Source organism: Brachybacterium halotolerans subsp. kimchii, assembly GCF_020792675.1.
GTDB lineage: Bacteria > Actinomycetota > Actinomycetes > Actinomycetales > Dermabacteraceae > Brachybacterium > Brachybacterium halotolerans.
This window is the reverse complement of record NZ_CP086254.1, coordinates 2174442-2195723: the sequence shown is the minus strand read 5'-3', so window position 1 is coordinate 2195723 and position 21282 is coordinate 2174442. Positions and strand designations below refer to the sequence as shown.

19 protein-coding genes are annotated in these 21282 nt (G+C 73.3%); 12 read left to right on the top strand and 7 right to left on the bottom strand.

The genetic code is table 11. The features are described from left to right. The first annotated feature begins 90 nt into the window (after nucleotides 1-90). From Bra3105_RS09870 to Bra3105_RS09860, 3 genes are all read left to right on the top strand, one after another. On the top strand, nucleotides 91-930 hold the full coding sequence (locus tag Bra3105_RS09870) for a LamB/YcsF family protein (protein ID WP_228356544.1): 840 nt from the start codon (nucleotides 91-93) through the stop codon (nucleotides 928-930). Continuing rightward, nucleotides 927-2810 (top strand): 5-oxoprolinase subunit B/C family protein, encoded by a 1884-nt coding sequence (locus tag Bra3105_RS09865; RefSeq protein WP_228356543.1) that lies wholly within the window; start codon nucleotides 927-929, stop codon nucleotides 2808-2810. Before Bra3105_RS09870 ends, Bra3105_RS09865 begins: the two co-directional genes overlap by 4 nt. 306 nt (nucleotides 2811-3116) lie before the next feature. Next, nucleotides 3117-5675, top strand: a complete 2559-nt coding sequence (locus Bra3105_RS09860) for an alkaline phosphatase PhoX (RefSeq protein WP_323188860.1) — start codon at nucleotides 3117-3119, stop codon at nucleotides 5673-5675. 166 nt (nucleotides 5676-5841) lie between these two features. Here Bra3105_RS09860 and Bra3105_RS09855 read toward each other — a convergent pair whose 3' ends face one another. The 5 genes from Bra3105_RS09855 to soxR form a co-directional block, all read right to left on the bottom strand. Then, entirely contained in the window at nucleotides 5842-7455 is a 1614-nt protein-coding gene (locus Bra3105_RS09855; protein ID WP_228356541.1) for a carbohydrate-binding domain-containing protein, read from the bottom strand. A 103-nt stretch (nucleotides 7456-7558) separates the two neighbouring features. Continuing rightward, the gene (locus Bra3105_RS09850) at nucleotides 7559-8380 is read right to left on the bottom strand and encodes a VTC domain-containing protein (protein ID WP_228356540.1); all 822 of its coding nucleotides are present in this window, start codon (nucleotides 8378-8380) and stop codon (nucleotides 7559-7561) included. Further along, on the bottom strand, nucleotides 8377-9084 hold the full coding sequence (locus Bra3105_RS09845) for a DUF4956 domain-containing protein (protein ID WP_228356539.1): 708 nt from the start codon (nucleotides 9082-9084) through the stop codon (nucleotides 8377-8379). The genes Bra3105_RS09850 and Bra3105_RS09845 overlap by 4 nt, the downstream gene beginning before the upstream one ends. Nucleotides 9085-9233: 149 nt before the next feature. After that, on the bottom strand, nucleotides 9234-9686 hold the full coding sequence (locus Bra3105_RS09840; protein ID WP_228356538.1) for a VOC family protein: 453 nt from the start codon (nucleotides 9684-9686) through the stop codon (nucleotides 9234-9236). Nucleotides 9687-9708: 22 nt separating this feature from the next. Continuing rightward, complete coding sequence (gene soxR, locus Bra3105_RS09835) at nucleotides 9709-10218, bottom strand: redox-sensitive transcriptional activator SoxR (protein ID WP_228356537.1); 510 nt, start codon at nucleotides 10216-10218, stop codon at nucleotides 9709-9711. 82 nt (nucleotides 10219-10300) lie between these two features. Here soxR and Bra3105_RS09830 point away from each other — a divergent pair, with 82 nt between their 5' ends. Beyond that, a complete protein-coding gene (locus Bra3105_RS09830) occupies nucleotides 10301-11173 on the top strand; it encodes an MBL fold metallo-hydrolase (RefSeq protein ID WP_228356536.1) in 873 nt (290 codons plus the stop codon). A gap of 32 nt (nucleotides 11174-11205) precedes the next feature. Here the strand turns inward: Bra3105_RS09830 and Bra3105_RS09825 are convergent, their stop codons facing one another. Further along, on the bottom strand, nucleotides 11206-11613 hold the full coding sequence (locus Bra3105_RS09825; RefSeq protein ID WP_228356535.1) for a VOC family protein: 408 nt from the start codon (nucleotides 11611-11613) through the stop codon (nucleotides 11206-11208). A 227-nt stretch (nucleotides 11614-11840) separates the two neighbouring features. On the opposite strand from Bra3105_RS09825, the gene Bra3105_RS09820 reads away from it, so the two are divergent. The 3 genes from Bra3105_RS09820 to Bra3105_RS09810 all read left to right on the top strand — a co-directional run bounded on the left by Bra3105_RS09820 (nucleotide 11841) and on the right by Bra3105_RS09810 (nucleotide 14704). After that, entirely contained in the window at nucleotides 11841-13196 is a 1356-nt protein-coding gene (locus Bra3105_RS09820; protein ID WP_228356534.1) for a multidrug effflux MFS transporter, read from the top strand. Nucleotides 13197-13497: 301 nt separating this feature from the next. Next, a complete protein-coding gene (locus tag Bra3105_RS09815; RefSeq protein ID WP_228356533.1) occupies nucleotides 13498-14094 on the top strand; it encodes a manganese efflux pump MntP in 597 nt (198 codons plus the stop codon). A 34-nt stretch (nucleotides 14095-14128) separates the two neighbouring features. Beyond that, nucleotides 14129-14704, top strand: coding sequence for a sugar O-acetyltransferase (locus Bra3105_RS09810; protein WP_228356532.1), 576 nt, complete (start codon nucleotides 14129-14131; stop codon nucleotides 14702-14704). Nucleotides 14705-14778: 74 nt separating this feature from the next. On the opposite strand, the gene Bra3105_RS09805 is transcribed toward Bra3105_RS09810, so the two are convergent. After that, nucleotides 14779-15561, bottom strand: a complete 783-nt coding sequence (locus Bra3105_RS09805) for an ABC transporter ATP-binding protein (RefSeq protein ID WP_228356531.1) — start codon at nucleotides 15559-15561, stop codon at nucleotides 14779-14781. Nucleotides 15562-15725: 164 nt separating this feature from the next. Between Bra3105_RS09805 and Bra3105_RS09800 the strand changes: the two genes are divergently transcribed. The 5 genes from Bra3105_RS09800 (at nucleotide 15726) to Bra3105_RS09780 (ending at nucleotide 21279) form a co-directional block, all read left to right on the top strand. Continuing rightward, the gene (locus Bra3105_RS09800; protein WP_228356530.1) at nucleotides 15726-16781 is read left to right on the top strand and encodes an Ldh family oxidoreductase; all 1056 of its coding nucleotides are present in this window, start codon (nucleotides 15726-15728) and stop codon (nucleotides 16779-16781) included. Next, complete coding sequence (locus Bra3105_RS09795) at nucleotides 16781-17779, top strand: proline racemase family protein (RefSeq protein ID WP_228356529.1); 999 nt, start codon at nucleotides 16781-16783, stop codon at nucleotides 17777-17779. Before Bra3105_RS09800 ends, Bra3105_RS09795 begins: the two co-directional genes overlap by 1 nt. Nucleotides 17780-17891: 112 nt before the next feature. Beyond that, a complete protein-coding gene (locus tag Bra3105_RS09790) occupies nucleotides 17892-18521 on the top strand; it encodes a P-loop nucleotide/nucleoside kinase family protein (RefSeq protein ID WP_228356528.1) in 630 nt (209 codons plus the stop codon). 9 nt (nucleotides 18522-18530) lie between these two features. Beyond that, nucleotides 18531-20012 carry an amidohydrolase family protein gene (locus Bra3105_RS09785; RefSeq protein ID WP_228356527.1) on the top strand — a complete coding sequence of 494 codons (1482 nt, stop codon included), beginning with the start codon at nucleotides 18531-18533 and terminating at the stop codon, nucleotides 20010-20012. 133 nt (nucleotides 20013-20145) lie between these two features. Further along, nucleotides 20146-21279, top strand: coding sequence for a phosphodiester glycosidase family protein (locus tag Bra3105_RS09780; RefSeq protein WP_228356526.1), 1134 nt, complete (start codon nucleotides 20146-20148; stop codon nucleotides 21277-21279). The last annotated feature ends 3 nt before the right edge of the window (nucleotides 21280-21282 follow it).

Here is a 21282-nt window from a genome sequence, read left to right as displayed (position 1 = left end):
CGGACCGGCCGACGGGGCGGTCCGGCTCCCGGGGGAGTCTGCGATCCTTGGAGCGAAGATGCGTCCCACGAGCGTCGACGGAGAGGCCCCATGAGCACGATCGATCTGAACAGCGACATCGGCGAGTCCTTCGGCGCCTGGACCATGGGGGACGACGAGGCGATCCTCGACGTCGTGACCAGCGCGAACATCGCCTGCGGCTTCCACGCCGGGGACCCCTCGCACATGCGGCGCACGGTGCGCGCGGCGGCCGCGCGCGGCGTGACGATCGGCGCGCACGTCTCCTACCGGGACCTCGCCGGGTTCGGCCGGCGCTTCGTCGACGCGAGCCCCGACGAGCTCGCCGACGACGTGATCTACCAGATCGGCGCCCTGCAGGGCATGGCCCGCGCGGAGGGCGCCCGCGTCGCCTACGTGAAGCCGCACGGCGCCCTCTACAACACGATCGTCCACCACGAGCAGCATGCCCGCGCGGTCGTCGAGGCGGTGCGCGAGCTCGGCGGAGCGGCCGACGACTCCGGATCGGCCGATGGGACCGCCGGAACCGACGGCCCTGCCGGGCCCGAGGACGAGGGAGGGTCGGGGGCCCTCGCCCTGCTCCTGCTGCCCGGCTCCCGCGCGGCCGAGCTCGCGCGCGAGGCGGGGCTCGCGGTGATCGGCGAGGCCTTCGCCGACCGCGCCTACACCCCCTCGGGCACGCTCGTGCCGCGACAGGAGAGCGGCGCGGTGATCGAGGACCCCGTCCACGTCGCCGAGCGCATGGTCCGCTTCGCCACCAGCGGCGAGATCGAGGCGACCGACGGCACGGTCCTGCGACCCGAGGCGACGAGCATCTGCCTGCACGGCGACACCCCCGGGGCCGTCGACCTCGCCCGCGCCGTGCGCCGCGGCCTCGAGGACGCGGGCGTGGACGTCCGGAGCTTCGCATGAGCCCCCGCGAGGACCGGGCGGGGAAGACCCGGGACACCAGCCGGAGGACCGCACGAGGACGCGCCGCGAAGCGAGGGAACGACGCCGGCGCGGCCCCGGCGCAGGTGCTGCCGATGGGGGAGCGGGCCCTGCTGCTCGAGTTGCCCACCCTCGAGGACGCCCTGGCCTGGAACGATTCCGTGCGCACCGCGCCTCTGCCCGGCCAGGAGTGGAGCGTGGTCGCCGCCCGCACCGTGCTCGTGCGCTTCGAGACCTCGGCCGACGCCCTCGCGGCCGCCGACGAGATCTCCGCGCGCACCCCGGGAGCGGGGAAGGCCTCCACGGGGCGGACCCGCAGGATCGGCGTCGTCTACGACGGGGAGGACCTCGAGGAGGTCGCCCGCGCCACCGGCCTGAGCGCCGAAGCCGTCGTCGCGGCCCACACCGGCACGCCCTGGACCGCGGCCTTCGGGGGCTTCGCCCCCGGGTTCGTGTACCTGACCGGCGGCGACGAGCGCCTCGTGGTGCCCCGTCGGGACAGCCCGCGCACCCGCGTCCCGGCGGGAGCGGTCGCGCTCGCCGGCGAGTTCTCCGCCGTCTACCCGAAGGCCTCGCCCGGCGGCTGGCAGCTCATCGGACGCACCGACGCCGTGCTCTTCGACCCCGATGCGAAGGACCCCGCGCTGATCCGCCCCGGCGACACCGTGCGCTTCGAGGCGCGGCGCGAGAGCGCGCGGGTGATGCGGCGCGGCGGCGCGACGACCGACGAGGCGGCGGCCGGAGGCGCGGTGTCCAGCGATGGCGCGACCAGCGGGGATGTCGCGACCGCCGGCGACGCGTCGTCCGCGGCGCGCCCCTTCCCGGAGGTGGCCGCGGGAGCGTCCGCGCTCGAGATCCTCGCTCCCGGTCCGCGCACCCTCGTCGAGGACTCCGGCCGGCCCGGTCTCGGCGACCTCGGCGTCACGGGCTCCGGGGCGGCCGACGGCCCCTCGGCCCGCCAGGCGAACCGCCTGGTGGGCAACGCCCCGGACGCGGCGGTCCTGGAGACGCTGCTGGGCGGACTCCGTGTGCGCGCCCGCGGCGACCTGGTCCTCGCGCTCACCGGCGCGATCGGCGAGGGCGTGATCCATAGGGCCGACGCCGACACCGCGCAGGAGGACGACAACGACCTCGACGAGGGCGACGAGGCGGCCCCGCGTGGCGACGCGGGGTTCCCCGTCGCCCTGTGCGAGCCCTTCGGCCTGCGCGACGGCGAGACCCTCGCCCTCGCCGCGCCGACCTCGGGACTGCGTGGGTATCTCGCGGTGCGAGGAGGCATCGACGTGCCCGCCCAGCTCGGAAGCCGTGCGGCGGACACCCTCTCCGGACTCGGCCCGCGCCCCCTCGCCGCCGGCGACGTGCTCGCCATCGGGCAGGCCGATGCGCACCGCAGCGTCGGCACCCCCGAGGAGCCGGCGGCCGTCATTCCGCAGTCCCCGCAGGACCCGGAGGCCCCGCAGTCCCCTCAGGGCCCGGACCTCGACGAGGATGCGGGCGACGGCGGGAGCACCGCCCCCGTGCTCCGGATTCGCCGCGGTCCGCGCGCGGACTGGGCCGAGGACGACGCCCTGCTCGGGCGGACCTGGGTGGTCGGCGGTGACAGCGACCGGGTGGGTGCGCGCCTCGAAGCGGCCGACGGCGACGCTCCCCTGCGGCGGGTGCGCACCGAGGAGCTCGCGAGCGAGGGACTGGTCCCCGGGGCGGTCCAGCTGCCGCCCTCCGGCCTGCCCGTCGTGTTCCTCGCGGACCACCCCGTGACCGGCGGGTATCCCGTGATCGCGGTGGTCGACGAGGCCGACCTGCCCCTGCTCGCCCAGCTCCGGCCCGGCACCAGGCTGCGCTTCGCGCCCTCCGCGCGCTGACGCGGCGGGCCCCGCCGCGCTCACCGTCCCGACACCTCCCTGTCATGTCGGCGTGGGGCACTGGACATTCCGGGACGACATGCTCGATCCGCCCCTCGCGCCCCGGGGGAGTGCGGACGCGCCACTGCGACACGACCGTCCGCGCAGGATCTCGCCGTGCCCATCGGTGCGGCGGCGGAGTCCGCGCTGCGCCCGATGGTGCAGCGACGGAGACCGTGCCGCGCTGCGCATGCCGCCGGAATCCTTCCGCCGGGGCCTCGTCCCCACGCGAAAGGACCCGTCGTGGTCATCCAGCTCCCTCTGCTCATGAAGGATCACGTGGCCGGCAAGCGGTCGCCCGTGACCTGTGCCCTGAAGTGCGCGAACGCGTGCCTCGGCGAGACCTGCAACAGCTCGTCGAACTCCTACTTCCGCGACGTCGCCTCGGCCGCGCTGAGCCGCCGCGCCATGCTCGGCGGCACCGCCGCGGGCGCCCTCGCGATCGCCGTCGCCGGCACCGCGGGCGCTCCGTCGGCCGATGCGGCCCCCGTCGGCCCTCTGGTCGACGCCGGGAAGGGCCCCAAGGCCCCGAACGGCAGCCCGCTGCGCTTCGACGCGATCGACCCCGTCGACTTCACCGTCGACGAGTTCACCGTCCCCGAGGGCTTCGAGTGGCACCCCATCATCAAGTGGGGCGACAAGCTGTTCTCCGACGCCCCCGACTTCGACTGGGGCGCCCAGACCGGCGAGGCGCAGAAGCGCCAGTTCGGCTACAACAACGACTACACGGAGATCCAGGAGATCCCGGACTCCGACGGCCTGCGCGCCGTGATGTTCGTGAACCACGAGTACACGAACGAGAACATCATGCTGCCGGAGGACACCGACGCCGAGACCGTGGCCGAGGTGGGCCTGAACGCCCACGGCCTGACCGTCGTCGAGCTGCAGCGCGAGGACCACGACTCGCCGTACGAGTACGTGGTCGACGCCGAGCTGAACCGCCGCTTCCTCGCCGACACGAAGTACGCCTTCACCGGCCCCGCCCGCTTCTCCGACCTGCTGAAGACCAAGGACTTCCCCCGCGGCAACGCCACCCACGGCACCTTCGGCAACTGCTCGGGCGGCCTCACCCCGTGGGGCACGCAGCTCAGCGGCGAGGAGAACTTCAACGGCTACTTCCACACCGCCGGCGACACCGACGAGGACAAGCGCTACGGCATGAGCGCCAAGGCCACCGCGCGCGGCTGGGAGAACGTGGACCCGCGCTTCGACACCACGAACGACGGATACGAGAACTCCGCACACCACTTCGGCTGGATCGTCGAGGTGGACCCGTGGGACCCCGAGTCCACCCCGCGCAAGCACACCGCCATGGGCCGCTTCAAGCACGAGGGCGCGAACGTCATCATCGCCGAGGACGGTCACGCGGTCGCCTACATGGGCGACGACGAGAAGTTCGACTACCTCTACAAGTTCGTCTCCTCGAAGAAGTACAAGGAGGGCAACCGCAAGCACAACATGACCCTCCTCGAGGAGGGCGACCTCTACGTCGCGAAGTTCGAGGGCAACTCGGGCACCATCAACGGCTCGGGCGCCGTCCCGAAGGACGGCGCCTTCGACGGCACCGGCCGCTGGATCCCGCTGATCGTGGACGGCACGTCCAAGGTCGAGGGCATGGACGTCGACGAGGTGCTCGTGAAGACCCGCCTCGCGGCCGACAAGGTGGGCCCCACGAAGATGGACCGCTGCGAGGACGTCGAGCCCTCGCTGAAGAGCCGCAAGGTCTACGTGGCCTGCACGAACAATGACGGCCGCGGCACCGAGGGCAAGGCCGGGCCCGACGAGGTCAACCCCCGCACCGTCAACCGCGACGGCCACGTCGTCGAGATCGACGAGCTGGGCAAGCAGTCCGGCACCTCCTTCGCCTGGAACCTGCTGCTGGTGTGCGGCGACCCCGCGCAGAACACCTCGACCTACTTCTCGGGCTTCCCGAAGAAGAAGGTCTCGCCGATCTCCTGCCCGGACAACCTGGCCTTCGACTCGGTCGGGAACCTCTGGATCTCGACCGACGGCGCCCCGAGCACCATCGGGTACAACGACGGCCTGTTCCGCGTGACCCTCGAGGGGAACCAACGCGGCAAGGTCGAGCAGTTCGCCTCCGTCCCGGTGGACGCCGAGACCTGCGGTCCGATCGTGCGCGACCAGGACCGCACCGCCTTCGTCTCGGTCCAGCACCCGGGCGAGGACGGCACCTTCGACGAGCAGGTCTCCTACTGGCCCGAGTTCGAGGGCACCGGCCCGAAGCCGACTGTCGTGCAGATCCTGCCCGCGCGCACCGAGTTCAGCGACGTGAAGAAGGGCTCGGAGCACTACGACGCGATCCAGTGGGCGGCCCTCAAGGGGATCATCCCCGGCCGGGCCGACGACACCTTCGCCCCGCGCAAGAAGGTCACCCGCGCGGCGCTCGCCGCGTTCCTCTACCGCGCCGCCGGCAAGCCCGAGGTGAGCCTGCCGCGCAACGAGCCCTTCGGCGACGTCGAGCATGGGAAGACGAACAACTACCGGGCGATCATCTGGGCGAAGCAGCAGGGCATCGTCGGCGGCTACTCCGACGGCAGCTTCCGTCCCACCCAGGCCGTCACCCGTCAGGAGACCGCCGCGTACCTCTACCGGTACGCGGGCTCCCCGTCCGCCCCGAAGCCGACGAAGGCGCCGTTCAGCGACGTGCCAGCGAGCTCGACCTTCGCCCGGCAGATCGCCTGGCTGAAGAAGGAGGGCGTGGCCGCCGGCAGCGCCTTCCAGCCCGCCGAGGCGCTCACCCGCGAATGGGCCGCCGAGTTCCTGCACGGCCTGATCGCCGAGAAGAAGGTCGCCTTCAAGGGCTGACGCGCGAGCCCGCGCGAGCACGACGATGCCCGCGCGGGCACGACGATATGAGCGTGGCGAACCAGGATCCGCGGATTCTGGTTCGCCACGCTCATACCTCGTGGGGTGGTCGGGTGCCGGGGCGCCGCGTCGGCCGCGCAGGCCGCTGGGGCAAGCGAGCCGGGCGTCAGGAGTCGGTCGTCGAGGACGTGGAGTCCGTGCTCGCATCGCTGCTCTGCTGGTCGGGAGGCGTGCCGCCCTGGCTGCCCTGACCGCCCTGGCCGCCGCCCATGCCGCCGGCCTGCGACTGCAGGTCGTCGGCCGAGGTGATCTCGGTGCCGTTCGCCGTGAGCGTCGCCCCGTCGAAGGTCACGTCGCCGTTCGCGTCGACGGGGGAGTCGCCGCCGTTGTCGGCGCTCGTGATGGTGATGTCTCCGCCGGTCAGCGAGATGGAGCCGTTCGAGTCGAGGCCGTCGTAGTCGGCGTCGATGGTGACGGTGCCGCCGGAGATCGACAGCCACGAGCTGTCGTCCTCCTCGCTGCCCCCGCCCGGGCCCTGCTGCTGGGCGTCGGCGCTGTCGGTCGCGCTGGCCGAGTCGCCGGAGTCGGCCGAATCCGTGGAGTCGGTGGAGTCCGACGACTCCTCCGCCGCGGCCTCCTCCTCGGTGGTCGCGGCGGTGGAGTTGATGCCGTCGTCCGAGGCCGTGATGTCCACGGTGCCGCCCTCGATCATGACGTCGTTCGCCTCGAGGCCCTCCTGGGACTTCTCGATGGTCAGCGTGCCGTCGGCGACCTCGATCGCCTGTTCGGCGTCGATGCCGTCGTCGCCGGCATCGATCGTGAAGCTGCCGGCGGTGATGAGCACCCAGCCGCGGTCCTCGTCCTCGTAGTTGTCGGACTTGATGGCGTCGCCGCCGCTGGTGATGTCGAAGGTGCCGCCGGTGATGTCCACGTAGTCCTTGCCGCGGATGCTGTCGTCGGCCGCGGTGACCGTGAGGTCGCCGCCGACGATCGCGAGGCCGTCCTTCGTGGAGATGCCGTCGTTCGTGTTGCCGGTGACCGAGAGCGCGCCGCTGCCGGCGATCGTGAGATCAGAGGCCGAGGCGATCGCCGCGACGGGCGTCGCGTCGTCCGCGACCTCGTAGTCGGAGCCGTCCTCGACGGAGTTCTCCGTGCCGTCGGCCAGGTACAGGGTGGCCTCGTCCGCGCTGGTCACGGAGATGCCGGGGACGCTGCTCGAGGTGATCGAGGCGTCGTCGAGGATGATCGTGACGTCCTCGTCGTCCGGGGCGTCGACGACCAGCTGGCCGTCGCTCAGCGACCCGGAGACCCGGTAGACGCCGCCCTCGGTGATCGTCACGGTCGAGCCGTCGACACTCACTCCCGAGGAGTCGGAGGTCGACCCGTCGTCGGAGAGGGTGATCGCCTGCTCGTCGGCCTCGTCCCAGGTCAGGTCGTCCTGGTCGTAGTGGGTGTCGAGGGTGGTCAGGTCCAGGCTCGAGAGCATGTCGTTGCTCGCCGAGGTGCTCGAGCTCGAGGTGGTGCTCGCCGCCGCCTCGCTGCTCGAGGAGGTGCCGGTGACCGCGGTTGCCGCGCCGCACGCCGCGAGGGCGAGGGTCGCGGCGCCCGCCGCCACGGCGGCCATGGTCCGACGGATGCTGCGCGCGCTGCGGCCGCGTCTGCGCCCGGTCGGCGGAGGGGTGGGCGTCGGCGGGGCGGCCGACGGCGGTGCGTACGCCGACGGGGCAGGGGTCGCGGGCTCGGTGGTCGACGGGTTCTCGGGGGTGTGCTGGCTGGTCATGGTGATCGTGTCCTCTCGCGGCCGGGGGCCGTGGTGATGGCTGAAGGTGTCGTGGTGGTGGGAGACGTGCTGACGGCTGGTCCTGTGGTGATGCGGGGCCTCCTCACGCCGCCCGCTGCGCCGGCGAGCGGACCTTCTGGAGGGTGCGGTGCCAGCGGTTCGTCGGCAGGCGCGGGTCCAGCAGGGCGAGGCCCGTCGCGAACTTCGAGATCCGCACGGGGCGGTGTCCGTCGGCCCAGAGCAGACGGTCGGCGCGTCCCGGACGGGTGCCGGCCTTCGTCTCGATGACGACGAGGCCCTCGAGGTCGTAGCCGGGCAGCGGCGCGGTCGCGGCGTGCCGGCCCGTGCCCGTCGGGAGCTGCGTGCCGGGGATCTCCCAGCGCAGGTCGGCGTCGATCGTCACGCGGCTCTCCTCGCCGGTGACCAGGAGCGTCGTGCGGTCGTAGCGGGTGGTGAGCACCGGCCCGAGCTCCCCGTCGAGGGTGCATCCGGCGCCGTCGAGCGCGGTGTCGACGAACTCCCGGGAGGTGCCCTCGAGAGGGCCGGCGGACGGGTCGCCCTCGGATCCGGCGGGCAGCGGGATCCGCTGCTTGGAGGAGCCCCCGCGTCCGGTGGCGGTCTTCACCTCGAGGAACGCGGTGCCGGAGTCGACGTACTCGCGGCAGCGGATCTTCGCGCGCCGGCGGCGCCTGCCGGCCGCGGCGCGGAAGGTCGCGAGATCGGCGGTGTCGTAATAGGTGGAGGCGTAGCGGAAGGTGCGCCGGCCGGCGATCTCGAGGACGCGCACGCTGCCGTCGAGCTCGGAGATCAGCATGTGCACGGTCTCGCGGGGCACCAGGTACTTGCGGTCCACGCGGGTCATCAGGCCGGCGCGCTCGGAGATCTCCTCGAGGCCCACGGCGGGGAGGCTGCTCAGGCTGGTCATCGCGCGACCCCCTGCACGTGGCGGGAGGCGTCGGCCCGCGCGTCGGACGGGGCGTCCGACGCGGCGGCGACGGGGGAGGCCATGCTGGTGCGCCCGACCGAGGCGCTCGAGCGCTCGTCGGCGCTGGCCTCGATCGGCACGGCGGCGCCCGCCGGGCGCTCGCCGGTGAGGCGGTAGCGGACGTCGACCGTGGTGGTGTCCGAGACGGTGTCCAGTCGCTGCACGCTGAGCGAGGTCACGCGGCCGCCGAGCATCCGGGCGAGGTGCGCGCGCAGCTCGTCCTCATCGGCGATCGCGCGGTCGACGACCACCACCTGACGGCGGTGCGCGGCGAGCAGCGCCGGATGGTCGACGAGGGTCATGGTGAGGACGATGAGCGCCATGAACACCGCGCCCATCCAGGCCGGGGTGACGGACAGCCCGCCCACGAGGCCGAGGGCCAGGAAGGCGAAGTAGTAGGCGATCTCGTGCTGCGCGAGCTCGTCGGAGCGCAGGCGGATGATCGACAGGACGCCGAACAGGCCCAGGCCGATCCCGGCGCTCACGGCCGAGTTCGCGAGCAGGGCGGAGACGGCGAGGACCCCGACGTTGATGCCGAGGAACGCGACCACGAGGTCGCGTCGGCGATGGCGGGGCCAGTAGATGCCGAAGGTCAGGGTCGCGGCGGCGACGAGATCCAGGGCGTACAGGGGGATGGCGGACACGACGTGTGCTCCTCGATGATCGGTATGACATCGAGAATCCGGTCCGCGCCTGTGGAGCGCCTATGCCCGCCCTGTCGCGGGTGTATGAGAGATGAACACCGCGGTGGGCTGAAGGAAAGCGGCTGGTCAGACGGGTGTAGTCACCGCTGTCAGGCCACGATCTCCATCTCGAACCCCTGCGCGTTCTCGAGGAACGGGGCCGTGTGCTCGGGGCCTCCCGCGTGCGGATAGGCCTCGGCGAAGAGCTCGGACCAGCCGTGCTCCGGTGCCTGCTCGCGCAGACGGTCGAGCGCGTCGAGGGCGGATCCCACGGCCGCGCCGTCGGGCTGCGGGAGGTGCAGCGCGAGGTGGTTCAGGCCCGGCCGTATGCGGTCGTGGACCTCGCCGACGACGGCCGGGGACTGCTCGAGCACCACGTACACCCCGCTCGGGTGGCGCCAGATGCGGCCCGTCGGCCAGTCCGGATCCGACTCGCCCGTCCAGCCGAGCGCCCCGAGCAGCCAGTCGAAGGACGGCGCGGCGCCCGCGAGGTCATGCGTCCACAGCTCCACGTGGTGCAGGGGCTGAGGCGCCGGTGAGGGGCGCTCGGTGGGCTGATCCATGGGGTGAGCGTACGGGGAGCCCTCACTCCTCGTCGGGGTGCGGGAACACGCGGCGCGCGCCCGGGCCCGAGGCTCCGAGGGCGTCGTCGGGGTTGTAGATCGCGCACTGGCGCATGGAAAGGCAGCCGCAGCCCACGCACATCGAGAGCCCGTCGCGCACCTGCTCGAGCTCGCGGATCCGCCGGTCCAGCCGCGGCCGCCATTCGCGGGCGAGCCGCGCCCAGTCGCGCTTGGTGGGCGCGTGGTCGGGCGGGAAGCGCGAGAAGGCCTCGGAGATCTCGGCGAGGGAGAGGCCGACGTGCTGCGCGGCCTGGATGACGGCGATGCGGCGCAGCACGGTGCGGGCGTAGCGCCGCTGGTTGCCCGAGGTGCGCTCGCTGGTCAGCAGCCCGCGGGACTCGTAGTGCCGGATCGCGCTGGTCGCGACGCCCGCGCGCTCGGCGACCTCCCCGATGCTCAGTCGCTGCTCCGGCGAGGCGTGCACCCCCGAGGACTCGTCGCGGAAGGCACGGTCGAGGCGATCGGCGGTCATGCGAGAAGTCTGCGCCGCGAAGCCCTTGACTTCAAGCGGACTTGAGGTCAGAAGGTGATGGTCTTCAAGGAGAGGCCTGATCATGACCCGGAACGTCAGCACCATCGACCACCCCGAAATGCTCGACGCGCACGCCGCCACCCGCGGGCTCCTGCAGTGCGCCACGTGCGGCGTCGAGTACGACGCGAAGGATCATCCCGACATCTGCCAGATCTGCGCGGACGAGCGCCAGTACCTCCCCGCCGACGGGATCCAGCACTGGGCGGACCCCTCCCGCTACGCCGGGCCGCTCGAGCTCGTCGAGCTCGAGCAGGGGCTGTTCGCGCTGCGCGGCGTGGAGGGCGTGGGCATCGGGCAGGAGGCCAACGTACTGGTCACCGAGCACGGCAACGTGATGGTCGAGGTGCCCGCCGCGATCACCGACTCCGCGATCGCCGCCGTCCGCGACCTCGGGCCGATGCGGGCCATCGTCCCCAGCCACCCGCACATGTTCGGTCTGCAGTCGGCCTGGTCGAACGCGCTCGGCGGCGTGCCGGTGTGGGTCTCCCGAGCCGACGCCGCCTGGCTGGGCCGGACGCCCGCGCGGATCCATCTGTGGGAAGGACAGGAGCAGGTGGTCCCCGGGGTCACGGCGGCCCAGCTCGGCGGCCATTTCCCCGGCAGCGCCATCGTGCACTGGACAGGGGGCGACGGGCGCGGGGTGCTGCTCTCGGGCGACACCATCGCGCCCAACCCGGACGCTCGCACGCTCGCGTTCATGCGCTCCTACCCCAACCGGATCCCGCTGTCCGGGCCCGTCGCGCTGCGCGTCGCCGAGGGCGCCGCGCGCTTCGACTTCGACCGGCTCTACGGCAACTTCGCGGGGGCCGTGCTGCAGGACGCGCGCGAGGCGGTGCTCGCCTCGGCCCGTCGGCATGCGGCCTGGGCGAGTGGGGAGCACGACGAGCTGACCTGAGGCGGCTTCACCTGCACGGCCATGTGGGTGGATCAGTCCGGCCGCACGGCGCTCAGGCAGAACGGGTGGCCGACGGGGTCGAGCATGACCCGCCAGCGTGCGGGATCGGGCTGCGTCGGTGCTTCGACGCCGCCGATCGCGAGGACCGCGCGCGAGGCGGCGTCGAGGTCGTCGGCGGCGAGATCGAGGTGCATCTGCTGGTGCTGCGGGCCGTCCGGCCACTGCGGGGCGACATAGTCGTCGGCCCTCATCAGGGTGATCATCGGGCCCGCCCCCGCGAGGGAGACGACGGATCCGTCGGGAGTCGCGAAGGCTTCCGCGAGGCCCAGCAGCGAGCAGTAGAAGGGCGCGAGCGCGCGCGGATCCTGGCAGTCGATCGAGACCGAGGCGAGCGGGGCGATCGCGGCGGGGGCCGCGTCGGGCGGGGGAGTGGAGGCCATGGCCTCACCGTAGGCCCGCGCACGGACGGACGGTCGCTTCGGCCGCTCCGGTTCGCCAGGCGCCTCCGCCTTGCCGAGTGGTCTGCGGCACGGTCTTCTCGCGAGATTGCGATGAATGCATAACAATATTCATGCGGTGCGTCGGAGCGCCCGACGGACCTGACGAGCCGGCGACGAGCCGGCGAGGAGCCGCACGGTCCGTGCACCGCGAAGGAGGACTGCGCGCCGTGACCAGCGAAGCGACCATCGACCCACCCATCGACCCGCCCGCCGAGACGACCGCGCGGCCCGTGAGTTCCACCCCGGACCGACCCGCGCCCGGCCGCCCCGTCGGCGCCGCGATGCTGGTGACCCTCGCGATCCTCGCGGCCGTCGCCCCCTTCGGCACCGACCTCTACCTCTCCGCGTTCCCCGCGATGACCTCGGACCTCGCGACCACGGCCACGGGCGTGCAGCTCTCGCTCACCGCGTTCCTCGTCGGCGCCGGGCTCGGGCAGATCGTGTTCGGACCCTGGTCCGACCGCTCCGGACGCATGCCCCCGCTGCTCATCGGGCTCGTGCTGTTCCTCGGGGCGAGCATCGCCGCCGTCCTCGCCGTCGACGTGCAGATGCTCGTGATCGCGCGGCTCCTGCAGGGTCTCGGCGGGGCCGCCGGCATGGTCATCGGACGCGCGATGATCCTGGACCGCGAACGCGGACCCGCGGCGGCGCGCGCCCTGAACGTGATGATGATGATCAGCGGCGTCGCGCCCGTGATCGCGCCGCTCAGCGGCAGCCTGCTCGCCGCCCCGCTCGGCTGGCGCGGCCTGCTGGGCATCGTCGCGGCGCTCGGCCTCGTCGCCCTGGTCGCGACGCTGCTGTGCGTGCGCGAGACCCTCCCGGCCGAGGCCCGCGCGGGGCGGCGGCGCACCGCCGATGCCTCAGGCTCCGACGCCTCCGCCTCCGGCGATCGTGCCTCAGACTCCCACGCGGCCGACGCCGCGTCCGACGCGGCCTCGACGGGGCGCACCGTCTGGTCGGCGATGCTGACCCGCGGCTACCTCGGGCACGTCGCGGCATTCGGCTTCGGGATGGCGATCATGATGGCCTACATCTCCGCCTCGCCCTTCGTCTACCAGGACATGATCGGGCTGGGCACCGTGCAGTACGGGCTCGCCTTCGCGGTCAACGCCGTGGGCCTCATGGCCTCCTCCGCCCTCTCCGCCCGCCTCGCCTCCCGCGTCAGCGTGCGCACCCTGACCGGCACGGGCCTGGCGATCAGCACCTGTGCGGTCCTCGTGATCCTCGCGTTCACGCTGGTGGGAGCACCCTCGGCGTGGCTGATGGTGCCGCTGTTCGCGGCGATCGCGCCGCTCGGTCTGGTCTTCGGCAATGCCACCGCGCTCGCGCTCTCGTCGGTCCCGCCGCGCTCGACCGGCTCCGCCTCCGCGCTGCTGGGCATGCTGCAGTTCGTGCTCGCCGGCATCGTCGCGGGGCTCGTCGGCCTCGCGGGCGAGGACACCACGCTCCCGCTCGCCCTCACGATGCTCGTCTCCGCGCTCATCGCCCTCGGCGGGTTCGCCCTCGCGGGCGGGCGCCGCTGAGGAAGGGAGGACCGACGGTTCGTGAGGCCTCCCACCGGTGCTTCGCGCCGCCGCCGGCCTCCCGTACTCTGCAGGCAGAAGGGGAGTAGTTCCCAGCGCGTGAGCGCCGCAGGCACGTCGGCCCGGCCGTCTGCCCCTGGCGCAGCGCCGAGGCGACGTCGACATTCTGGTGCTCCGGCACCCGGCCCGCCGCCCGGCTCCGCGACCGCAGCAGCGGCGCGGCCAGGGTGAACGAGACCTTCGGCATCTGACCATGCCGGAGGACTCCATCCGCCGGCCCGACTCGTGAGGCCCCGCCCCCATGACCCTGGCCGCCACCGCCACCCTTCTGATCCTCGCCCTGGGCGTCTCCGCCGACGCCTTCGCGGTCGCCCTCGGCCGTGGACTGCAGATCCGCGGCAAGCTCCTGTTCAACGCGCTCGTCCTCGCCGCCGCCTTCGGCATCGCGCAGGCCGTGATGCCCCTGCTGGGATGGCTGCTCGGAGCGGCCTTCGGCACCTACGTCGACAAGATCGACCACTGGATCGCCTTCGTCCTGCTCGCGATCGTCGGCGGCAAGATGATCTGGGAGGCCTTCCGGCCCGACGACCCGGCCGACGAGCTCCCCGAGGACCCCGATCACCCCGATCACCGCGTCACCCCGCGCGAGGTGGTGGTGCTCGCGATCGCGACCAGCATCGACGCCTTCGCCGTCGGGATCTCGATCGCCTTCTCCTCGCTCTCGATCTGGGCCGCCGTGCCCGTGATCGGCGTCGTGACCTTCGTGCTGTCCTTCGTCGCCGTGTTCCTGGGGCAGCGGATCGGCGCGCGCTTCCGCACTCCCGCGGAGGTCGTCGGCGGCGTCATCCTGATCCTCATCGGCCTGCAGATCCTGCTCGAGCACCTCGGGGTGCTGTAGCGCCGGGCGGCGTCCGCTCTGAGACCATCGGGCCATGGGAGAACACGCCGAGCGCCTCGCCCGCGGCGAGTGGTACCTCGATGACCCGGAGCTGCAGGAGCAGCGACGTCGATGCCGGAGGTTGCTGGACGATTTCAACTCCGCCGGGGCCGACGAGGACGACGAGCGCCACCGCGCCCTGACCGCGATGCTCGGGCACCTCGGCGCCGACGTCGAGGTGGTGCCCCGTTTCCAGTGCACCTACGGCGCCCATGTCCGTCTGGAGGACGGTGCCTTCGTCAACGCGAACGCCTTCTTCATGGACGATGCGGCGATCACCGTGGGCGCCCATGCCCGGCTCGGGCCCGGCGCGCAGCTGATGACGGCCCTGCACCCGATCGACGACCACGCCCGCAGGCGCGAGGGCTGGGAGCGCGCGCTGCCGATCTCGATCGGGGAGAACTGCTGGCTGGGCGCCTCGGTCACCGTCGGCGCCGGCGTGAGCATCGGCCGGAACACGGTGGTCGGTGCGGGCAGCCTGGTGCTGCGGGACCTTCCCGATCACGTCCTGGCGGCCGGCTCACCGGCCAGGATCATCCGCACTCTCCCGCCGGAGGACGGGGCGCGCTGAGCCTCGGCTCAACCCGGGGCGGTACTGGCGGATCGGAGCGCGCGCTCGGGCGGCGTGCCGGACTCGGGGATCGCTCAGCGGAAGCGCTGCACGGCGAGCGGGGCGCTCGCCGCGAGGTCCCGGATCGCCGGGTGCTCGGTGCTCGCGAGCACCTCGTGCATGGTCCCGCGGGCGAGGATCCGTCCCTGGCCGAGGAAGGCGACGTCCTCGCACAGCCGCTGCAGCAGCTCGAGGTCGTGCGAGGCGATGAGCATGCCCACGCCCAGCTCGCTCGCGCGCGAGCGCAGTCCCGCCGCGATCTCCCCGCGCATGCCCGGGTCCACCGCGGTCAGCGGCTCGTCGAGCACGAGGATCCCGGGGCGCGTGGCCAGCGCCGTCGCGAGCGCGACGCGCTGCAGCTCCCCGCCGGAGAGCGAGCGCAGCGTGCGGCCCTCGAAGCGAGGCTCGAGGCCGACGGTCGCGAGCATCTCGGTCACCGACACCGCGTGCGTGCGGCCGCCCTTGCGCGCCTCGCGCGCGGCGTTGCCCAGGGCCCCGGCGACGCTCGCCCGAGGATCGGTCACGGTCATCGCGTACTGGGAGACGAAGCGGACGTCGGCCGTGAACGCCTTGCGGTGCGCGCCGCGCAGCCGGGAGACGTTCCTGCCCTCGTACATGACCTGGCCCGACGTCGGCTTCAGGACCCCGCGCAGCGCGTCGATCAGCGTCGTCTTTCCCGCGCCCGACGGCCCGAGCAGGCCCGTGGGCGCCTGGCCCGAGCGGATCTCCAGGTCGATCCCGTCGAGGACCCTCTGGCCCGGGTAGCCGGCGTGGACGTCGGAGGCGATGAGGGCGGTGGACGAGGCGGAGGAGGCCATGATCGCTTTCTGTCGGGTGCGGGTGCGGGTGCGGGTGCGGGTGCGGGTGCGGGTCCGGGTGCCCGACCTCCGGCACTGTAGCGATGGAGGCTGGGGCCGGGTCGGGAGCGTCGAACGCCGGACGCCCCGGAGCCGAGCGCGCCGCTCCGATAGCGTGGACGACCATGACCTCGAGCTCCGCGTCTTCCGGCCATGCCGCACCCGCCCCGACCCGTCGCCTCACCCTGGCCGAGCTGACGGACCTCTGCCGTGAGGCGGTGCGCGCGGCCGGCGGATCCGCCGAGGTCGCCGAGTCCCTGGCCGCGGCCGCTGTCTCCGCCGAGCGCCGCGGCAAGTCCGCCATCGGCGCCGCCCACCTGCCCGACTACCTCGACGGCCTCCGATCGGGCCGGATCGCGCCCGACGCCCGCCCCCGCGTGACCGCGCCCCGCCGGGCCGTGATCATGGTCGACGCCGACTGCGGCACCGCCCAGCTGGCCTTCGACACCGCCGAGGACGCACTCGTCGCGGCCGCCCGGGACTGCGGCGTCGCGGTCCTGTCCGTGCGCGACGCGTTCACGGCCGGCGAGCTCGGCGACTACGCGACCCGCCTGGCCGAGCACGGACTCGTGGCCGTGACCGGCGCGAACTCGCCCGCGCTGATGGCCGTGCACGGCGCGAGCCAGGAGGTGACCGGCACCAATCCGATCGCCTTCGCCCTCCCGCACCCGGAGGGCCCCCGTATGTTCGACCAGGCCACGAGCGAGACCGCCTGGGTGAAGATCCGCGACGCCGCCGAGGACGGCTCCTCCATCCCGGAGGGCTGGGCCCTGGACCCGGAGGGCGAGCCGACGACCGACGCCCGCGCGGCGCTCGCCGGCGCCCTGCTGCCCTTCGGCGGCGTGAAGGGCGGGAACATCGCACTCATGGTTGAGATGCTCGCGGCCATGTCGGGAGGCTCGTTCTCGCTGGACGCGGCGCCCTTCGACTCCGGCGATGCCTCGCCGAGCCTGGGCATGTTCGCGATCGCCATCGACCCGTCGGCCTTCGCCGATGACTACCCGCAGCGGGCCGAGGAGCACCTGCGCCGACTGCGCGAGGAGCATGGCGTGGACTTCGGACGGCGCAAGGCCGAGGTCACCGAGGTCGAGCTGCCCGTCGCCCTGCTCGACGACCTCGCTGGGACGGGGGCGACCGCTCCCGCTGCGCCCAGCCCGGTCGCCCCGTCGGAGGTCCGCTGATGCGCGCGCGCCGTCTGCTGCAGGTCGTCGACACGCACGTCGAAGGCCTGCCTGTGCGCGTGGTCACCGGGGGAGTGGCCGCGCTGCCCGGCGACACCATGGAGGAGCGCCGAGCCCGCTTCGTCGCCGAGCACGACGACCTGCGCACCCTGCTCATGTGCGAACCGCGCGGCACCGGGTGGACGTCCGGCGCGATCCTGCAGCCGCCCACCCGCGAGGACGCCGACTGGGGGGTGCTGTTCATCGAGGTCACCGGCGTGCTGCCCATGTGCGGGGCGGGCACGATCGGCGTCGCGACCGCGCTCGTCGAGACCGGCATGGTCGAGGTGACCGAGCCCGTCACCCGGATCCGCCTGGACGCCCCGATCGGCCTCATCACGGCCGACGTCGAGGTGCGCGACGGGCGCGCCCGCGCGGTGACCATCGCGAACGTCGCCTCCTTCGCGCACGCCCTCGATCAGCGCATCGACGTCCCCGGATACGGGGAGGTCACGGTCGACATCGGCTTCGGCGGGAACTTCTACGCGGTCCTCGGCGCCGACGCGCTCGGGCTCCGCGTCGAGCGCGAGGCGTCCGGGGACCTCATCCGAGCGGGGAGCGCGGTGATGGACGCGGTGAACGCGCAGATCCTGCCGCGCGATCCCGGCACCGGCTACGAGGGCTGCGAGCACACGATCCTGCTGGACCCCGCCTCGGACGCGCGCGGGGCGAAGCACGCCCTCGTCAACCACCCGGGATGGGTGGACCGCTCGCCCGGCGGCACCGGCACCAGCGCGCTCATGGCCATCCACCACGCCCGCGGGGACCTGGGCCTCGAGGAGGACTTCGAGAGCACGTCGATCCTGGGCACGTCCTTCACCGGCAGCCTGGTCGGGACCACCCGCATCGGCGGGACGGAGGCCGTGCTGCCCACGATCACCGGCAGCGCCTGGCTCACCGCTCTCTCGCAGATCGTCCTGGACCCCAGCGACCCGTTCCCGGCCGGCTTCACCCTCTGAGCGGCCGACGGGCTCGGTCCGTCGGCCGGCTCGGCCGGCTCGGCCGATTCGGGCGACCCGGCGGGCGCGGCCGACGGGGGACCGGGCGCGCCACCCTCTACGCTCTGTGGGCATGAGCCCCGAGCGACCCGCGCCCTCCCGCCTCTTCCTCCTCGTCGGCCCGCCAGCCGTCGGGAAGCTCAGCATCGCCCGCGAGATCGGGCGGCGCTCGGGCGCGATCGTCGTGGACAACCACCTGGTCAACAACGCCGTCTTCGTGCCCATGGGCCTGGATCGCGGGGGCAGGGACCTCGCCGACACCGACGCGCTGCGGGCGCGGGTCCTGGACGTGGTGCTCGAGGCGACGCTCGCCGCCCCAGCGGGCCTCTCGCACGTCTTCACCAACTGGCTGCCCGAGGATCCGGACAACGCCGCCCACGTGCAGCGCCTGCGCGACCTCGCCGCCCAGCGCGGCGCGCGGTTCGTGCCCGTCTGGCTCACGGCATCGGCCGACGAGCTCTCCGCGCGCGTGGACTCCCCCGAACGGGCGGAGCGCTCGAAGCTCGTCGACGCCGGGGTCCTGCGCGAGCTGCTCGCGATCCCCTCGCTGCCCGCCCCGTCGGACGCGATCGAGGTGGACACCTCGCAGATGGGCGTCGAGCAGGCCGCCGCGCACATCCTCGAGTCCTCGCACGTCCCCGACCCCGCGCACGTCCCCGGCCCCTCGCGCCCGGCCGGACCCGCGCACGGCGCCGGGGCATAGCCTCGGGGCATGACTCCCGCGAGCTACGTCCCCGCACCCACCGCCGCCGGCTCGCTCGTCCTCGCGGACGTCGCCGTCGTCGACCCCGCGAGCGGCGAGGTCACCGCGCATCAGGACGTGCGGCTCGAGGGCGAGCGCATCGCCTCCGTCGCGGCGCACGACGACCGCCCCGAGGGCAGGACCGAGGGCGCGGGAGCCGCCGCATCGCCGCGCGTCGTCGACGCCTCGGGCCTCTTCGTCGTCCCCGCCTACATCGATGCGCACGCGCACCCGCTGAACGATCCCGAGGACGTCGACGCGACCTACGCGCTCATGCTCGCCGCCGGCATCGCCGGATACCGGCAGATGTCCGGCAGCGACGAGCTGCTGGCCCGCCGCGCCGCCGGCACGCTGCGCAGCCCGGAGGGCTCGCCCCGCCTGCTGGCCCTGCCCGGCGACCTGCTCACCCCGTTCACCGCGCCCGACGCGAAGGGCGCCGCCGCCACCGTGCGCCACCAGGCCGAGCGCGGCGCCGACTTCATCAAGGCCGGCTTCACCAACCGCAGCACGCTGCTCGCCGCGATCGCCGAGGGCAAGGAGGTCGGCCTGGACGTCGTGGGCCACGTGCCCGACGACATCGACGCCCGCGAGGCCTCCGAGGCGGGCATGCACTGCATGGAGCACCTGGGCACCGGCCTCTCGCTGTACGCGGCGTCCTCGCGGCGCGAGCAGCAGGTGCGCAAGAACGCCGGCGGCGTGCCGAGCCTCCCGCGCATCCCCGGTCTCGCCCCGATCGCGAACCGGATCTTCCAGCCCTTCCTCATGAAGCTCGTGGTCAATCCCGTGGCCCGCACCAGCGAGAAGACGGCCGAGAACTACCGGCTCGTGGACCGCACCTTCGACGAGCAGCGCGCCGAGTCCCTCGCCCGCCTGCTCGCGGCCAACACCACCTGGCAGTGCCCCACGCTGATCCGCGTGCACACCCAGCAGTTCCCGGGCACGCCGCGCCACCGCGACGATCCCCGGAAGCGGTTCATCGCGCCCGACGTGCTCGCGGTGTGGGAGTCGGTCACCGACACCTTCGAGGAGCTCCCGGCGCCCACGCGCGAGGCCCTCGCCGAGCACTGGGAGGCGCAGCTGCGGATGACCCGCGTGCTCGCCGACGCCGACGTCCCGATGCTCACCGGCACCGACTCCAACGGCGCGAGCTGGGTGATCCCGGGCCTGGGTCTGCACGACGAGTTCGCTCTGCTCGCCGAGGCCGGGGTGCGCCCGACGTCGGTCCTCCGCGCGGCGACCAGCGACACCGCCCGCTTCTTCGGCCGCGAGGACCGGGCCGGTGCGGTTCGCGCGGGCTTCGAGGCGGACCTCGTGCTGCTGGGCGGGGACCCGACGGCCGACGCCGCTGCGCTCGCCGACGTGCGCGGCGTCGTCCGCGACGGCGCCTACCGCGACCGCGTCGCGCTCGACGAGATGCTCGAGCGCCTCGCCGCCCGCCCGACGGCCCGCTGAGCCCGGGGTGCTGACCCGCTGAGCCCGGGGTGCTGATCCGCTGAGCTGCTGAGCCGGGGCCCGCCGGGCCGCACAGCACCCCCACAGCCCGCCCGAGGCTCCGGGCACAGTCTGCGCGCCGACTCTATGGCGCATGAACGCACCCCACGCACCCACCCGCGACCCCGGCGAGCATCCGCCGGGTCAGCTCTCGCCCGACGCGCCGACGTCGGATCGGATCCCGTCGGACCCGTCGGTCCCGGCCCAGCCCCCGTCTGACCCGCCCCCGTCGGACCAGCCCCCGTCGGACCAGCCGTCGTCGGCCCAGCCCCCGGCGGGCCGACGCACTCACCGCGGGCGCAGCGTGATCCGCCGTCGCGTGCTGCTGGGCTCGGGCGTCGCCCTGCTCGCCGGCACCGGCGGCTCCGCGGCCTGGGCCTACGACCGCTTCCTGCGGGAGAAGGTCGAGGTCTCCGACGTCTCCGCCGCCGAGTCCGAGGCCGGCACCGCGCAGACCGCGGTGCTCGCGACCGACGGCGAGTACTCGAGCACCGGGTACACGTCGTCGACCACCACGATCACCCTCACGCAGACGGAGACCGGCAGCGGCTCCGAGGCCCTGGCCTGGTACGCCGCGGAGATCGAGATCGACGACGCGACGATCGTCCGCTCGGCCTTCGCGCAGGACGAGTTCGGCCAGAACATCACCGCCGAGCCCAGCGAGATGGCCTCGGACAACGCGGCGGTGCTCGCCATCAACGGCGACTACTACGGCTTCCGCGACACCGGCATCGTCATCCGCAACGGCGTCTCCTACCGCGACGAGCCTGCCCGCGACGGCCTCGTCTTCTATACCGACGGACGCATCGAGATCTACGACGAGACCACCACCAGCGCCGACGAGCTGCTGGCCGACGGCGCCTGGAACACCCTCAGCTTCGGCCCGGCCGTGCTCGAGGACGGGAAGGTCCCCGACGGCGTCGACGACGTCGAGATCGACACGAACATCGGCAACCACTCCATCCAGGGCGAGCAGCCGCGCACCGCCATTGGCGTGATCGGCGAGAACCACCTGGTCTTCCTCGTGGTCGACGGCCGCTCCGAGGGGCACTCGCGAGGCGTCGGCCTCACCGAGCTCGGCGAGATCCTCGCGGACCTCGGCTGCACGAGCGGCTACAACCTCGACGGCGGCGGCTCCTCGGTGATGATCTTCGACGGCGAGATCCTCAACGAGCCCTCGAACGGCGGCGAGCGCGCCACCTCCGACATCCTGTACGTGGCCGGGTGAGCG

What these genes read in the sequence shown, in the direction of transcription:
- Bra3105_RS09810 (WP_228356532.1), top strand. Translation starts at nt 14,129, where the DNA reads ATGGGAGAACACGCCGAGCGCCTCGCCCGCGGCGAGTGGTACCTCGAT.
- Bra3105_RS09780 (WP_228356526.1), top strand. Translation starts at nt 20,146, where the DNA reads ATGAACGCACCCCACGCACCCACCCGCGACCCCGGCGAGCATCCGCCG.
- Bra3105_RS09790 (WP_228356528.1), top strand. Translation starts at nt 17,892, where the DNA reads ATGAGCCCCGAGCGACCCGCGCCCTCCCGCCTCTTCCTCCTCGTCGGC.
- Bra3105_RS09860 (WP_323188860.1), top strand. Translation starts at nt 3,117, where the DNA reads ATGAAGGATCACGTGGCCGGCAAGCGGTCGCCCGTGACCTGTGCCCTG.
- Bra3105_RS09830 (WP_228356536.1), top strand. Translation starts at nt 10,301, where the DNA reads ATGACCCGGAACGTCAGCACCATCGACCACCCCGAAATGCTCGACGCG.
- Bra3105_RS09870 (WP_228356544.1), top strand. Translation starts at nt 91, where the DNA reads ATGAGCACGATCGATCTGAACAGCGACATCGGCGAGTCCTTCGGCGCC.
- Bra3105_RS09800 (WP_228356530.1), top strand. Translation starts at nt 15,726, where the DNA reads ATGACCTCGAGCTCCGCGTCTTCCGGCCATGCCGCACCCGCCCCGACC.
- Bra3105_RS09865 (WP_228356543.1), top strand. Translation starts at nt 927, where the DNA reads ATGAGCCCCCGCGAGGACCGGGCGGGGAAGACCCGGGACACCAGCCGG.
- Bra3105_RS09850 (WP_228356540.1), bottom strand. Translation starts at nt 8,380, where the DNA reads ATGACCAGCCTGAGCAGCCTCCCCGCCGTGGGCCTCGAGGAGATCTCC.
- Bra3105_RS09840 (WP_228356538.1), bottom strand. Translation starts at nt 9,686, where the DNA reads ATGGATCAGCCCACCGAGCGCCCCTCACCGGCGCCTCAGCCCCTGCAC.
- Bra3105_RS09805 (WP_228356531.1), bottom strand. Translation starts at nt 15,561, where the DNA reads ATGGCCTCCTCCGCCTCGTCCACCGCCCTCATCGCCTCCGACGTCCAC.
- soxR (WP_228356537.1), bottom strand. Translation starts at nt 10,218, where the DNA reads ATGACCGCCGATCGCCTCGACCGTGCCTTCCGCGACGAGTCCTCGGGG.
- Bra3105_RS09855 (WP_228356541.1), bottom strand. Translation starts at nt 7,455, where the DNA reads ATGACCAGCCAGCACACCCCCGAGAACCCGTCGACCACCGAGCCCGCG.
- Bra3105_RS09795 (WP_228356529.1), top strand. Translation starts at nt 16,781, where the DNA reads ATGCGCGCGCGCCGTCTGCTGCAGGTCGTCGACACGCACGTCGAAGGC.
- Bra3105_RS09815 (WP_228356533.1), top strand. Translation starts at nt 13,498, where the DNA reads ATGACCCTGGCCGCCACCGCCACCCTTCTGATCCTCGCCCTGGGCGTC.
- Bra3105_RS09785 (WP_228356527.1), top strand. Translation starts at nt 18,531, where the DNA reads ATGACTCCCGCGAGCTACGTCCCCGCACCCACCGCCGCCGGCTCGCTC.
- Bra3105_RS09825 (WP_228356535.1), bottom strand. Translation starts at nt 11,613, where the DNA reads ATGGCCTCCACTCCCCCGCCCGACGCGGCCCCCGCCGCGATCGCCCCG.